The sequence below is a fragment of the Faecalibacter rhinopitheci genome (assembly GCF_015234135.1).
GTDB lineage: Bacteria > Bacteroidota > Bacteroidia > Flavobacteriales > Weeksellaceae > Empedobacter > Empedobacter rhinopitheci.
The window spans coordinates 196,588-211,735 of record NZ_JADGIK010000005.1; the positions used below are offsets into that span (position 1 = coordinate 196,588).

General features: G+C 32.3%; 11 protein-coding genes and 4 tRNA genes. 2 read left to right on the plus strand and 13 right to left on the minus strand.

The window, feature by feature from the left end:
- Positions 1–139 precede the first annotated feature (139 nt).
- The 13 genes from IM532_RS08885 to IM532_RS08945 all read right to left on the minus strand — a co-directional run bounded on the left by IM532_RS08885 (position 140) and on the right by IM532_RS08945 (position 10,482).
- The gene (locus IM532_RS08885; RefSeq protein ID WP_194183100.1) at positions 140–760 is read right to left on the minus strand and encodes a hypothetical protein; all 621 of its coding nucleotides are present in this window, start codon (positions 758–760) and stop codon (positions 140–142) included.
- A gap of 159 nt (positions 761–919) precedes the next feature.
- Entirely contained in the window at positions 920–1,510 is a 591-nt protein-coding gene (locus IM532_RS08890; protein ID WP_194183101.1) for a hypothetical protein, read from the minus strand.
- Positions 1,500–1,931, minus strand: coding sequence for an RNA polymerase sigma factor (locus IM532_RS08895; protein WP_394368348.1), 432 nt, complete (start codon positions 1,929–1,931; stop codon positions 1,500–1,502). Before IM532_RS08895 ends, IM532_RS08890 begins: the two co-directional genes overlap by 11 nt.
- A gap of 82 nt (positions 1,932–2,013) precedes the next feature.
- Positions 2,014–2,850, minus strand: coding sequence for a TraB/GumN family protein (locus IM532_RS08900; protein ID WP_194183103.1), 837 nt, complete (start codon positions 2,848–2,850; stop codon positions 2,014–2,016).
- A 141-nt stretch (positions 2,851–2,991) separates the two neighbouring features.
- On the minus strand, positions 2,992–3,393 hold the full coding sequence (locus tag IM532_RS08905; RefSeq protein WP_194183104.1) for an NUDIX hydrolase: 402 nt from the start codon (positions 3,391–3,393) through the stop codon (positions 2,992–2,994).
- 100 nt (positions 3,394–3,493) lie between these two features.
- Positions 3,494–3,570 (minus strand) — tRNA-Asp (locus tag IM532_RS08910).
- Between the two features lie 60 nt (positions 3,571–3,630).
- Positions 3,631–3,704 (minus strand) — tRNA-Asp (locus IM532_RS08915).
- Between the two features lie 49 nt (positions 3,705–3,753).
- A tRNA-Asp gene (locus IM532_RS08920) sits at positions 3,754–3,830 on the minus strand.
- A 48-nt stretch (positions 3,831–3,878) separates the two neighbouring features.
- Positions 3,879–3,955, minus strand: a tRNA-Asp gene (locus tag IM532_RS08925).
- Between the two features lie 121 nt (positions 3,956–4,076).
- The gene (gene trxA, locus IM532_RS08930) at positions 4,077–4,394 is read right to left on the minus strand and encodes a thioredoxin (protein ID WP_194183105.1); all 318 of its coding nucleotides are present in this window, start codon (positions 4,392–4,394) and stop codon (positions 4,077–4,079) included.
- A gap of 110 nt (positions 4,395–4,504) precedes the next feature.
- Positions 4,505–8,908, minus strand: coding sequence for a DNA polymerase III subunit alpha (gene dnaE, locus IM532_RS08935; RefSeq protein ID WP_194183106.1), 4,404 nt, complete (start codon positions 8,906–8,908; stop codon positions 4,505–4,507).
- 159 nt (positions 8,909–9,067) lie between these two features.
- Complete coding sequence (locus IM532_RS08940; protein ID WP_194183107.1) at positions 9,068–9,421, minus strand: MerR family transcriptional regulator; 354 nt, start codon at positions 9,419–9,421, stop codon at positions 9,068–9,070.
- Positions 9,422–9,531: 110 nt separating this feature from the next.
- A complete protein-coding gene (locus tag IM532_RS08945; RefSeq protein WP_194183108.1) occupies positions 9,532–10,482 on the minus strand; it encodes a peptidoglycan DD-metalloendopeptidase family protein in 951 nt (316 codons plus the stop codon).
- A 98-nt stretch (positions 10,483–10,580) separates the two neighbouring features.
- Here IM532_RS08945 and alaS point away from each other — a divergent pair, with 98 nt between their 5' ends.
- Both alaS and IM532_RS08955 read left to right on the plus strand, forming a co-directional pair.
- Positions 10,581–13,190 (plus strand): alanine--tRNA ligase, encoded by a 2,610-nt coding sequence (gene alaS, locus IM532_RS08950; protein ID WP_194183109.1) that lies wholly within the window; start codon positions 10,581–10,583, stop codon positions 13,188–13,190.
- Positions 13,191–13,271: 81 nt separating this feature from the next.
- Positions 13,272–15,140 carry a beta-galactosidase gene (locus tag IM532_RS08955; protein WP_194183110.1) on the plus strand — a complete coding sequence of 623 codons (1,869 nt, stop codon included), beginning with the start codon at positions 13,272–13,274 and terminating at the stop codon, positions 15,138–15,140.
- The last annotated feature ends 8 nt before the right edge of the window (positions 15,141–15,148 follow it).

A 15,148-nucleotide genomic window follows, 5' to 3' on the forward strand; every position in this document is an offset into this window, starting at 1 on the left:
TTCTGGAAAAATATATCCAAAAATTGCGATAACCCATAGGAGGGAAAGTTAGCAGCTCACATCAAAGAGATGATTTTGCTGGGAAATTATTAACCATGCACGTTAAAAGTTGTACTGAGAACGAATTTAAGATACTGATTTACTTTTTTATGAGTAAATCAGCATTGATTGATGGAGCTATTCCAAGTGGTGTTTTGTGCCATTGTTTATCATTCTCTGGTTGGTAATAGCATTTGGAAAACATAGCAGCATTAAAAAAAACAGGTTTTTGCGATTCCTCCAGCAATTCTACATAAATGTAAAATGCATCATTACCCTTAATATTTTGCTCCTTTAAGTTATAATGAAAAACATGTTCTTCGTCCTGTTGATCTTGATTTATCGTTAAAAAAAGTGGTTTTTCTAGTAACGATTCACTATCTAATTGTTTACGCAAATCAATTTTTAATTTCACATCTTCAGTAAGTAAATTTCCAAAATTAAAATTCAATTGTTCTACAGTATAAGATTTTTTTGGTGCATTGATGTATACCGAAAATCCTTTGACAATCTTAGGTAACGAATCTTTTTTCATGTTCAGATCTGCTTTTAAACCAACTAAAACAGTCTTTGACTTGGTATCTGGACCAACGCGTTTCAACTTAAACTTTGTCTTATCAAACAAAACCGTCTCATTTAGATTGATGGTGTCCTGATCCAATTGTTGCGCATGCGCTATAAACGTAAAAAAAGTTAAAATAAATAATGTATATATCTTCATATGAAATTGATTATATTTTATAGACTAATAATTATTGAAAAGGTTACAAGAGTTTGTTCTTAATTTATCCTTAAAAAAAAATCAACTATCCAAAGTGATATATATGTTATCATTTCTGTTAACTAATTAAAAAAAGCGAACCTTTCGATTCGCTTCTATTTATTCTTCTAATTGATTTAAGATTTCTTTTAATTCTTTCAATGGTTTTCGATATAATTTTTTTATCCACCATTTCAACATCCAAATGCAAAATCCAATATAAATAATTAATACTATAAAGTAAAAAATTCCAAAATTTATTAAACTATCAAAATGAGTATAAGTTTGTTTTTCTATCAAAACTGTACCTATAAATAATATACAAAGTATGCATAAAGTATACATATATAAACTAAAAATGGTTATTGATGATTTAAAGTTATAATAAAACCAATTGATGTTTCTTAACGAGTTATATTCTAATTTGTAAGATGAATTATAAAATTTTATTAAATAATATAAAGGTACAATCATTATGGCAACGATACATGCTAATACCCACCATACGATAGGCGTATTCAACCCAAATATATAGGGATAAATTAATAACATAGGAAAATTTGTTAACTGAAAAAAGAAATCTTTTTTCATCACTTTTCTTACCTTATCAATTGTCGTATTTGCTTCTTTTTTTATGTCTAAATCTGGGTTAATCTTTACTTCGTCTGAAGATTGACTATCCCACTGTTTTTTTAATTCATCAAAATTCATAGCCGTAGGTTTTTATGATGGTTTGCAATTTATCTTTTGTTCTATTTAATTTTACTCGTGCATTTACTTCCGTAATACCCAAATTTCGTCCAATTTCTTTATGACTTTGTCCTTCAAGAAATAAAAATATCAATGCTTTTTCGACTTTATTTAATTGGTGTACCGCTATATAAAATAATTCTAATTGGGTTTCTTTTTCTGATGGATCATGATCATCTACCCGATCAATATTTTCTAAAAAGGTATAATGAGTTGATTTTTTCTTTTCCTTTTTAAAATAGGTTAAAGCTGTATTTAAGGACACACGATACATCCATGTGGAAAATTGACTATTTCCTTCAAAACGGTCATAAGAATGCCATAATTGCAACACAATTTCTTGCACCAAATCATTTTGATCCTCCACATTATCCATATACATCTTGGAGACTTTGTGTAAAATTCCTTTGTGTTTTTCGATGAGGTTTAAAAACTCTTGTTGTTTCGCTTTCAAAGATTAAAAATTAAAATACTGGACTTACTTGATACCCTTTTGCTCTTAATAATGAAATTAAACCTTTTTCACCCGCTAAATGCCCAGATCCAACAGCTATTAATGTCGATTGCTTTGATATAATTTCAGGAATTCGCTCTGTCCAAATCATATTACGTTCTACCATCAAAATATCATACATTTCCGGATTTGCTCCTGTATATTTTACCATTATATTATCTAGCCCTACGATATCTTCTTTTTGGTATAAATGTTTTATCGATTCAAAAACAGTTTTAAATTCTTCACTATCTAATGATTTAATGGTTTGTACCATCTCTTTGACATTTACAAAACGATCTAAATAATTATACTGCTCTTTTACAGAAGATAAACCTCCCATCAACTTTTCTTCATTTTTTAGTTGATGAATAATTTCACCTTCTAAACTAGTCAACTCACAAGGGAATGAATATTGCATTAACATTGACATCACAATCATCGGCTTCATTTGATCAAATGCCTCGATTCCTGTTCCAAACTTGGTTTTTAGTTGTTCACTAATATAGGATGCATCTTCTTTAGATAGCTGAGAAGATATTGATTTATCTCCCATCATATTGGCTTGCATTTCGCTCATAAAGTTGGGATTGCCCATATCAATTTCAAAGTAAGCTTGTTCCGATAAATTGATTGCTTTTTGCAATTTATCCAACATTTGGAACTCATTTTTACAAATCATATGTACAGTTCCAAATAAATAAGAAGGTTTTTGTAATCCGTTCCCTTCAATTTTCCATAACAATGAATTTTGACTGAAGACAAAAACAAATAGGAATAAAAATAAGATTGAGAATAACTTTTTCATTTCAGTGATAATTTATAAAGTAAGTATTCGAATTAATGATTCGTTACACTATTTATAAATAAATTTTTCGAAAAAATATCAGAATATAAAATTTTAGGTAAAAAAAATACTCCCGAAAGGAGTATTAAAATATCGTTATTACTATAAGTTTAACCAAATTGGCAAACTAAATTCTTCTAATAAGTGGGCTAATTGGAATTCTTTATAATTATCTTTTGTCAGCCAAGCCATTTCTTCAATTTCTGAAGCTATTTTAAGCATTTCTAATGAATTTAATTGCACATGGAACACATTGGCATGTACACGTGTGTTTTCTTCATTAACAGCTGTCGTTTCATGCTTACCAAGAAACTTAACGCGGTGGAAATTTATATCTATATTAATTTCTTCTAAGAATTCGCGTCTTAAAGTCTCTAGAGCCTCTTCCTTTCCATCAATTTTTCCTCCCACCATCTGAAAATACTTTGAATTCTTTTTTCGAACAGCTAACATTCGTCCAACTGTATCTGTTACTAAAGCATTGGCTAAATAAATATGATTCATTATGCGTTATTCAAATTTTAAATAATAATGTAATAGGAATTCAAAAGTAAAGAAATAAAAAAAGCCTTACTAAAAATTAGCAAGGCTTTTACAACAATGTTGGCGATCCGGACGGGACTCGAACCCGCGACCACTTGCGTGACAGGCAAGTATTCTAACCAACTGAACTACCGGATCAGTTTCGTATAAAAATTTATAATTTCCAATATCGATCTAAAATAGAAAAAGAAATAGATGCGATCCGGACGGGACTCGAACCCGCGACCACTTGCGTGACAGGCAAGTATTCTAACCAACTGAACTACCGGATCAGAAATTATAAATTATAATTATAATTATATTTTTAAGACGAATTAACGTTGGCGATCCGGACGGGACTCGAACCCGCGACCACTTGCGTGACAGGCAAGTATTCTAACCAACTGAACTACCGGATCAGTTTATTTATAAAAATATAATTTATTTTAAAGAACGAAACTTTTTGTTGGCGATCCGGACGGGACTCGAACCCGCGACCACTTGCGTGACAGGCAAGTATTCTAACCAACTGAACTACCGGATCAGTGTTGTTTTGAGGTTGCAAATATAGGGGTGATTTTATATTTTCCAAAGAAAATTTCAAAAAAAATCTCGGTTTTTTTTCAACCGAGATTTTAGTATCTTATTTTCAGCAATTTAAGAACTTATAAAATTGCATTTAATTTTTCAATTAATTGTTCTTTTGGAACAACTCCTACAACTTTATCTACAACTTGACCATCTTTAAAGAACAAAATTGTCGGAATATTACGGATTCCATATTCAGCAGCTACTTCTTGATTAGTATCTACATCAACTTTTCCAACAATAGCTTTACCTTGGTATTCTGAAGCAATTTCTTCAACTATTGGTCCAACCATACGACATGGTCCACACCATACAGCCCAAAAATCAACCATAGCAGGTTTCCCTGATTCGATAATATCTGAAGCAAATGAAGCGTCTGTTATCTCTAATGCCATAATTTCAATATTTATTAATTCAATTTAATCTTACAAAGCTAAGCAAAATATCTATGCTATAAAACTCCTGTTATATTTTCTATCAATATCTTGATAGGTTTAAAAGATATCTAGTTTAATTTAAATATAATATTTGTATTATCCTCGATTTCTTTTAATAAATCTCGACAAATATTTACACGAATTTTTTGTGCTGGTAAATCTACAACTTGATGATCATTTGCGTCAAAAATCTTAAGTCTTAAAATCTTATCTCCTTGGTATTTATACATTATTTCTACAAGTTTACTCATTAAACCTTCATTAAAATCATTAATATCAATGTTTAATGTAATTTTTTCGACTTGTTTTTCTATAATTTCGTCTAATAGCTGTAATCCATTGACTTTGGTAAAAACTCTACTACTTGTAATATTTCCTTCTCTATCTTTAAACTCTCGTTTAGAAATATTCATTCTAAGATTTAGGAACATATTTTCTTGCATAAAGTGTTTATACTTTAAATAATCTTCTCCAAATAAAGTAATATCATAAGAATCAGTATAATCACTAAATGTAAAACTTCCAAATTCATTGCCATTTTTGGCTATTCTATGATTTATATTAGTCATCATACCTGCCATAGAAATATCTCTCCCTATTAATTGATCCTCATTTCCTTTAAGATCTGAAATCGTCATATTAGAGACTAATCTCACTTCATTTTTAAAATCATCCAGTGGGTGAGCTGATAAATAGATTCCTATCACTTCTTTTTCTTTGGCTAGTGTTTGAATCATATTCCATTTTTCGCAATCTGGTAATATTGGCACTACGTCATCTACAACTTCTCCTCCATTTTCATCAAAAACACCAAACAGTGATGTTTGAGCTGAATTTTTTTGTTCTTGAAAATTCCCTCCATATTTAATTAATTTTTCAAGATTTGTAGTAGCTCCATCAATATAAAAATAACGACCACGATGAAACTCAAACGAATCAAAACCTCCAGCCAAAACTAAATTTTCCATCGTTTTTTTATTCACCGTTCGTAATTCAACACGTTTGACAAAATCGTAAATATCTTTAAATGGTCCATTCTCATTTCTTTCTTTAATTAATGAGTTTACGGCAGCTTGACCAACACCTTTTACACCTCCCATTCCAAAACGAACCTGTCCGTTTTCGTTTACGTTGAATTTTGTAATCGATTCGTTCACATCTGGTCCTAAAACGGACAATCCCATACGCTTGCATTCTTCCATAAAGAAAGTTACTTGCTTAATGTCACTCATATTATTAGAGAGTACCGCAGCCATATATTCGGCTGGATAATGCGCTTTTAAATAAGCCGTTTGATACGCAATCCAAGCATAACACGTGGAGTGTGACTTATTGAAGGCATAAGATGCAAAGGCTTCCCAATCCGTCCAAATTTTCTCTAACACAACTGGATCGTGTCCTTTTTCAGCCGCTTGATTAATGAATTTTGGTTTCATTTTATCAAGTACAGCTTTTTGTTTTTTACCCATCGCTTTTCTCAAGACATCGGCATCACCTTTCGAGAAATCGGCTAATTTCTGAGAAAGTAACATTACTTGCTCCTGATAAACCGTAATTCCATAGGTTTCTGCTAAATATTCTTCACACGCATCTAAATCGTATTTAATAGGTTCTTCCCCATTTTTACGACGAACGAAAGATGGAATATATTCTAAAGGTCCCGGACGATAAAGGGCATTCATCGCAATTAAATCCGCAAAAACTGTCGGTTTTAAATCACGCATATATTTTTGCATCCCAGGTGATTCATACTGGAACACTCCTATCGTTTCACCACGCTGGAATAACTCGTATGTTTTTTCGTCATCAATCGGAATGGTATCGGGATCGATTTCAATCCCATGACGCATTTTTACTAATTTTACAGTATCCTTAATTAAGGTTAATGTTTTTAACCCCAAGAAGTCCATTTTTAATAACCCCGCACTTTCAGCAACCGAGTTATCAAATTGAGTAACGTATAAATCAGAATCTTTTGCGGTTGTTACTGGAACAAAATTCGTGATATCATCCGGGGTAATAATTACTCCACACGCATGTATACCCGTATTACGAACCGAACCTTCTAAAATTTTTGCTTGTTGAATTGTCTCAGCAATTAAATCCGTTCCATCACACAAACGTTTTAATTCGTTTACCGCTTCTAACTCCTCTGATCGTAATGAATCTTTTAAAGATTTTTCATCTAGCTTAAAGATTTTTGCCAATTTCATATTCGGGATTAGCTTCGCTACTCGTTCAGATTCATATAATGGTAAATCTAAAACACGAGCTGTATCTTTAATCGATGACTTAGCCGCCATCGTTCCGTATGTAATAATTTGGGCAACTTGACTTGCACCATATTTATTAATTACATAATCCATTACTAATGATCGACCTTCATCATCAAAGTCGATATCGATATCGGGCATGGATACACGATCGGGATTTAAGAAACGCTCAAAAAGTAGATCGTATTCAATCGGATCTAAATTCGTAATCCATAAACAATAGGCAACCGCCGAACCAGCAGCCGAACCACGACCTGGTCCAACCGAAACGCCCATCTCTCGAGCAGCACGAATGAAATCTTGTACAATCAAGAAATACCCAGGATATCCTGTTTTCTCAATTGTTAATAACTCGAAATCTAGACGGTCTTTAATCTCGTCTGTTAATTCAGGATAACGTTTTTTAGCACCTTCGTAAGTTAAATGTCTTAAATAAGCATTTTCCCCACGTTTACCGCCATCGACCTCATCTTCAGCATGAATAAATTCTTCTGGAATATCAAATTTCGGAAGTAATACATCACGATATAATGTAAATTCTTCGACTTTATCAACAATTTCTTGAATGTTAATAACTGCCTCTGGAAGATCTTGAAACAACTGTTTCATTTGATCTTGAGACTTAAAATAATATTCTTGATTAGGCAATCCAAAACGAAATCCACGACCACGACCAATTGGCGTAGCTTGTTTTTCCGCATCTCTTACACACAATAAAATATCGTGCGCATTAGAATCGTCTTGGTTGATGTAATAGGTATTATTAGTTGCAATTAATTTTACCTCATGTTTACGAGCTAATGCTAAAAGCGTTTGGTTAACGCGATCTTCATCTTCTTGTCCATGACGCATCATTTCGATATAAAAATCTTCACCGAATTGCTCTTTCCACCAAACTAAGGCTTCTTCAGCCTGACGTTCACCAATATTTAAAATTTTGTTCGGAATTTCACCTTGTAAATTTCCAGACAAAATAATTAAGTCTTCTTTGTATTGCTCAATTAACTTTTTATCGATACGAGGAACGTAATAAAAACCTTCTGTATAGGCGATAGAAGATAGCTTCGCTAAATTGTGATACCCTTTTTTGGTCTTCGCTAAGAAAACAATTTGGTAGCCATTATCTTTTTTTGATTTATCTAAATGATCTTCACAAACAAAAAATTCAGAACCAATAATTGGTTTAATGATTTGTTCCGTTGGTTCTTTTCCTTCCTCAATTAATTCTGCATTTGTTGCTTTTGCCGCTTTATTATGATTTTGTACCGCTGCATTAAAATGAAACGCACACATCATATTCCCGTGATCGGTTACGGCAACGGCTGGCATTTTATTTTTTGCTGCTGCTGACACTAAATCATTCACCGAAATCGTCGACTGAAGAATGGAAAATTGAGAATGATTATGTAAATGCGAAAATTGTGCTTGCGCTAATTGTTGCTTAACCTCATCCGAAATCTTAGGCGTATCAATCTTTGGTTCGTCCTTCGCCTTCTGTTTCGCAATTTCTTCCGAAGCTTTTTTAAGGTTGATGTGATTTAAACCAACTGGCGGAATATTCGTTGGATTCGCTTCTGCAAATCGTATAAAATAATCATCTTGAACTTGTAGCTCTTGCTTTGTGAAAATTTCTCGGCGAATTAATTCAAAAAAACAACGTGTTGTTGCTTCCACATCGGCAGTTGCGTTGTGTGCCTCGCCAAAAGGAACATTAAATAAATATTGATGTAATTCTGTTAACGTTGGTAATTTAAAACGACCTCCACGTCCACCAGGAAGTTTCAGTAAGTTTGCTGTAACTTCTGTACACGTATCTAGAACTGGTTTCTTCGTTAAATCATTTTCATAATTCATACGATAAAACTCTGCTCCCATAATCTTGATATCGAAACCAAGATTTTGTCCTACAATAAATTTAGCTTTTCCTAAAGCTTCATTAAATTTATCCAAGACTTCTTTTAAAGGAATTCCTTTCTCTGTAGCTAAATCGGTAGAAATACCATGAATACGTTCCGAATCGTATGGAATATCAAAGCCATCAGGTTTTACTAAATAATCCTGATGTTCTACCAAGTTCCCCATTTCGTCGTGTAATTGCCAAGCGATTTGTATACATCGAGGCCAATTATCTACATCCGAAATGGGCGCATTCCAATCCTTTGGTAAACCTGTAGTTTCTGTATCGTATATTAAGTACATTGAGTAAGTTTGTCTATTTATTTACTTGAAATAATATCGTAAGTATTCCAATCTACAAAGTTAGGAAAATATAACCTTTTTTTCCTTAAAGCAAATTGATTGATTAGATGGTATTATAAGTTTTAACATCAGATTAATATTAATTAAAAAAGCAATCTTTTACAGATTGCTTTCTTGTTCTATTTCTTCAAAACTCATTTTAAGTTTTAAGAGTTCATCTTTTAAATTTTCTAACCGTGTAACGACATCTATTTCCTCTAATTGATGAGGTTTTTTAATCAAAGCAAGCTTAGCTCCTTCTAAGGTATGTCCTTTTACTTTTACTAAATAATAAATGGTTTTAAATGATTCAATATCTTTAGGTGTAAATAAGCGATTTCCTTTATTATTTTTTTTAGGCTGAATAATATCAAATTCTTTTTCCCAGAATCGAATTAAAGATGCATTTACATCAAACGCTTTGGCAACTTCTCCGATAGAGTAATATAATTTGTCTGGTAATTCGATATTCATTTTTAAAATAGATTAAATTTCGTTACATACCAAACATAATCAATTACTTGCAAATAAAAAAGCGAAGAATTCAAGTTCTTCGCTTTTTTATATTCTATATAATTAAAAATTTAGTCTAAGGATAAAGTACTCTTTTTAGCACTTTGATAAATTTTAATAAATGCATCTGGATCTACGTCATCATAGAAATACATTAATGGATCCACTGGTTTACCATCTTTATGAATTTCGTAATGTAAATGTGGACCTGTTGATAAACCAGTTGTACCCACATAGCCTATAAGATCTCCACGTTTTACTTTTTGTCCATTTCTTGCTTTGATACGACTCATATGTGCATATAAAGTTTCAAAACCTTTACTATGTTTTAAAATTACTACATTTCCGTAACCAGCATTCATTCCAGCCATTTTAACTGTTCCGTCTCCTGTTGCATAAATTGGAGTTCCTGTTGCTGCCGCAAAATCTAATCCATTATGCATTTTATTCACCTTTAATATCGGATGAAATCTAGATCCATAACCTGATGCAACTCTACTTAAATATTTATCTGCAACTGGTTTTAAAACAGGTAATGATGTTAAATCTTTATCTTTTACATCCGCTTTTCTAATAACTTCTTCCAAAGACTTTTTTTCATCTTTAATTTTTGTTAACAAATTTTCAATATCTTCTGCGGTGTAGTTATTAACTTCATTATTAATAGAATCAATATCTTCATCCACTTTTAAATCATAAATTGTACGGTATATATTTCGATCCTTTTCCTCAATCTCAGAAAGAGCAGCCTCAACTTCTTTAAATTTTTCATTTAAATGTTGTTTTTCTTTCTCAATTTTTTGTAGCTCAGCTAATAGTTTCCCTTGATTATTTTTAAATTTTGATGCTTTTTGAGCAAATTCTGAATCATTAAAATGATAACCAATCATTCCTCCACAAACAGTTGCTAAGCATAAAAATAAAAATCCGTAATAAAATGTTTTAGGAATATTGCTTAATCTTTTTACAGACCAATCCTTTAAAACATTAACAGATTTATACTTATAGTCATTATTTTCCATTTCAACCAAACCTTTTTATATCTTTGTAAAACGAATGCAAAGTAAAGAATATTGTGCGAGCATCCGTGTTAATCAAAATATAAAAATAATATAATTAAATGAAATCCAAAGATATAAGAAAAGAATTTCTTGGTTTTTTTGAAAAAAACGGGCATTTAATCGTTGATTCTGCTCCTATTGTACTTAAAGATGATCCTACTTTAATGTTCAATAATTCAGGAATGGCCCAATTCAAAGAGTTCTTTTTAGGTAATGGGATTCCTAAGAATAATCGTATTGCTGATACTCAAAAATGTCTTCGCGTTTCTGGTAAGCATAACGATTTAGATGATGTAGGAAAGGATACTTACCACCACACGATGTTTGAGATGTTAGGAAACTGGTCATTCGGAGATTACTTTAAAGAAGAAGCAATCGCCTGGGCTTGGGAACTTTTAACTGGAGTGTATGGAATTTCTAAAGATCAAATCTATGTAACTGTTTTCGAAGGAGACAAAGAAGACGGAACTGAATTAGATACTGAAGCTTTAGAACTTTGGAAACAACATATTGCTGAGGATCGTATTTTATACGGAAACAAAAAAGATAACTTCTGGGAAATGGGTGACATCGGACCATGTGGACCATGTTCTGAAATCCATGTTGATATTCGTCCAGAAGCTGATCGTTTAGCGGTTGATGGTAAAACATTAGTGAATATGGATCACCCACAAGTGATCGAGATTTGGAATTTAGTATTTATGCAATTCCAACGTAAAGCTGATGGTTCATTAGAGCAATTACCAGCAAAACACATCGATACTGGTATGGGATTCGAGCGTTTAGCAATGGTTTTACAAGGAAAAACATCAAACTACGATACGGATGTTTTCCAACCAACAATCAAAAAATTAGAAGAAATTTCTGGAGTAACTTATGGAGCTACAGAAAAAACAGATATCGCCATTCGTGTCGTAGTTGACCACTTACGTGCTGTAGCTTTTGCTATTGCCGATGGACAATTACCATCTAACACAGGAGCAGGATATGTTATTCGTCGTATTTTACGTCGTGCAATTTCTTACGGATACCGTTTCTTAGGATTAAACGAGCCATTCATTTACCAATTATATCCAATCTTAAAAGCTGAAATGGGAGATTTCTTCCCAGAATTAGTGAAACAAGAAACAATTGTTACAGGGGTAATTCGCGAAGAAGAAGCTTCTTTCTTAAGAACAATCGAGCAAGGATTAAATCGTTTAAACCAAATCATCGAGCAATTAGGAGATTCTAAAGTTATTCCTGGTGATGTTGTTTTCGAATTATATGATACATACGGTTTCCCAGCCGATTTATCTCGTATCGTTGCAGAAGACCACGGATTCACAATTGATGAAGCTGGTTTCGAAACCGAAATGGCAAAACAAAAAGAACGTTCTAAAAAAGCTACAGCATTAGTTACTGATGACTGGGTAATTTTAGATCCTGCTGGAAACGAAACATCTATTGCTTACGATAACACAGAAGCAGAAGTAAAAATTACACGTTACCGTAAGGTTAAAAATAAAAAAGGAGAATTCTACCAATTAACTTTCAATCAAACACCTTTCTATGCTGAATCGGGAGGTCAAGTTGGTGATAAAGGAATTTTAGTTACTCCAAACGAAACAATTGAAATTGTTGATACAAAGAAAGAGAATAATGTAATTATTCATTTCGTAGAAACATTACCAGAAAATGTAAACGGAACTTTCCAAGCGAAAGTTGATGTTGCTAAGCGTAATGCGACAACTAAAAACCACTCAGCAACACACTTGATGCACGAAGCTTTACGTGAAGTTTTAGGAACGCATGTAGAACAAAAAGGTTCTTACGTTGGTGACGATTATTTACGTTTTGACTTCTCTCACTTTGCAAAAATGACAGAAGAAGAGATTGCAATTGTTGAACAAAAAGTAAACGAAAGAATTGCAGAAGCTTTACCATTAATCGAGAAAAGAGAAGCGTCTATGAACGAGGCTTTAGCTGAAGGTGCAATGGCATTATTCGGTGAGAAATATGGTGATAAAGTTCGTGTGATTCGTTTCGGTTCATCAGTTGAATTATGTGGTGGTACACATGTAAACAATACAGCTGATATTCGTTTATTCAAAATTCTATCTGAATCTTCTACTGCTGCAGGTATTCGTCGTATTGAAGCAATTACAGCTGACACAGCAATTAATGCATTAAAAGATGCAGAGAAAAACTACAATGATGTTTTAGTTACTTTAAAAACTAAAAATGATGCAGTTAAAGCGGTTCAATCTTTATTAGATGAAAATGCAGCATTAAAGAAACAAGTAGAAAAATTTGTAGCTCAACAAGCTTCTGCTGAAAAAGCAACTTGGAAAGCGGCAATCAAAGAAGTTAACGGAATTAATTTCTTAGCGATTAAAACAAATTTAGATACAAATGCAGCGAAACAAAATGCGATTGATTTAACAAACGAAATCGAAAATGCATTTATCGTTGTAGGTACGAACGATGCGGTAAAACCATCAATTACGATTTCTCTTGCTAAAAACTTAGTAGCAGAAAAAGGATTACACGCTGGTAATATTGTTAAAGAAATTGCGAAGCACATCAACGGTGGCGGAGGTGGACAACCTTTCTTAGCAACTGCAGGTGGTAAAGAAGTTGCTGGATTAGATGCAGCTTTAGCTCAAGCAGAAGAATTTGTAAAATAATTTTCAATCAATAATATTTTAAAAGCGACTCAAGTATTTGAGTCGCTTTTTTTTATCTTTAAACTTCAAACAATTAACACAATGAAGTTTAAATCAATTTTAACTACACTTTTTATTTTTTTTTCCGCTGGTTTATTTGCCCAGAAACATCAATCTTTTGAAATAAAAAATGGCGACTTTTATTACAATAAAAAAGCAATAAAAATTCATGCAGGAGAAATGCACTATCCAAGAATTCCACATCAATATTGGCGTCACCGATTCAAAATGATGAAAGCAATGGGTCTAAATGCTGTTACAACATATGTTTTTTGGAACTATCATGAAATTGCACCTGGTAAATGGGATTGGACAGGCGATCGAAATTTAAAACAATTTATTAAAGAAGCAGATGAAGAAGGTTTATTAGTTATTCTTCGTCCTGGTCCGTATGTATGTGCTGAATGGGAATTTGGTGGATATCCATGGTGGTTACAAAATATCAAAGGATTAAAAATTCGTGAAGACAATGAGTTGTTCTTAAATGAAAATAGAAAATATTTAAACGAGTTATATCTTCAAGTTAAAGATCAATTAATAACTAAAGGAGGACCAGTTGTAATGATTCAAGGGGAAAATGAATTTGGATCATTTGTTATTCAACGTAAAGATATTTCTTTAGAAAGTCATCGCTCTTATAATGCTAAAGTTATCCAACAATTAAAAGAAATTGGGTTTAATGTGCCAATGTTTACTTCGGATGGTTCGTGGTTATTTGAAGGAGGCTCTGTAAAAGGAGCATTACCAACAGCAAATGGGGAAAATGATATTGATAAAATAAAAAAAGTTGTAAATGAATACAACAACGGGGTTGGTCCATATATGGTGGCTGAATTTTATCCTGGTTGGTTAGGACATTGGGCAGAAAATTTTCCGAGAGTAGACGCAGGAAAGATTGCTAGACAGACAGAAAAATACATCCAAAACAATGTTTCATTTAATTATTATATGGTACATGGAGGAACAAATTTTGGATTTACAAATGGCGCTAATTATGATAAAAATCACGACATTCAACCTGATTTAACATCTTACGATTACGATGCTCCAATTACAGAGGCTGGGTGGCGAACACCAAAGTACGATTCGATTAGAAATGTATTACAGAAATATAGCACAGTTAAATTTCCAGAAGTGCCAGCTGCAAATAAAATTATTGAAATTAAAGATATCAAATTTACGGAAGTATATAATTTCTTTGATTACGCAGAAAAACAAGAAAAAATTAATGCAGACCATCCTAAAACTTTTGAAGAATTAAATCAAGGTCATGGTTATGTACTTTATCGTCGTCATTTTAATCAACCTATTAATGGAACTTTAGATGTAAGTGGATTAAGAGATTATGCTACAATATATATAAACGGTGAAAAAATAGGAGAATTAAATCGTTATTATAAAAATTATACAATGCCAATTGATATTCCTTTTAATTCAACATTAGAAATTTTAGTAGAAAATTGGGGACGCATTAATTACGGAGCGTTAATTAATGAGAATACAAAAGGAATTATTAGTCCTATAAAGATTAATGACACAGAAATCTCTGGCGATTGGGAAATGGTAAAATTACCATTTAATGATCAATTTAAAATTAATCTCAAACCTATTACTGATTCAAAAATTAATCAACAAAAAAATATTCCAACACTTTACAAAGGTCAATTTACTGTTAATGAGATTGGTGATACATTTTTGGATATGCAACAATTTGGAAAAGGAATCATTTTTATCAATGGTCGAAATTTAGGCCGGTTTTGGAAAGTTGGTCCACAACAAACATTATATTTACCAGGAGTTTGGTTAAAAAAAGGAATAAACGAAATTGTGATTTTTGATCAATTAAATGAAACTATTCAAACTTCCGTTTCTGGCGTAAAAATCCCAATTTTAGATCAGCTAAAAGATTAAAAAAGTTA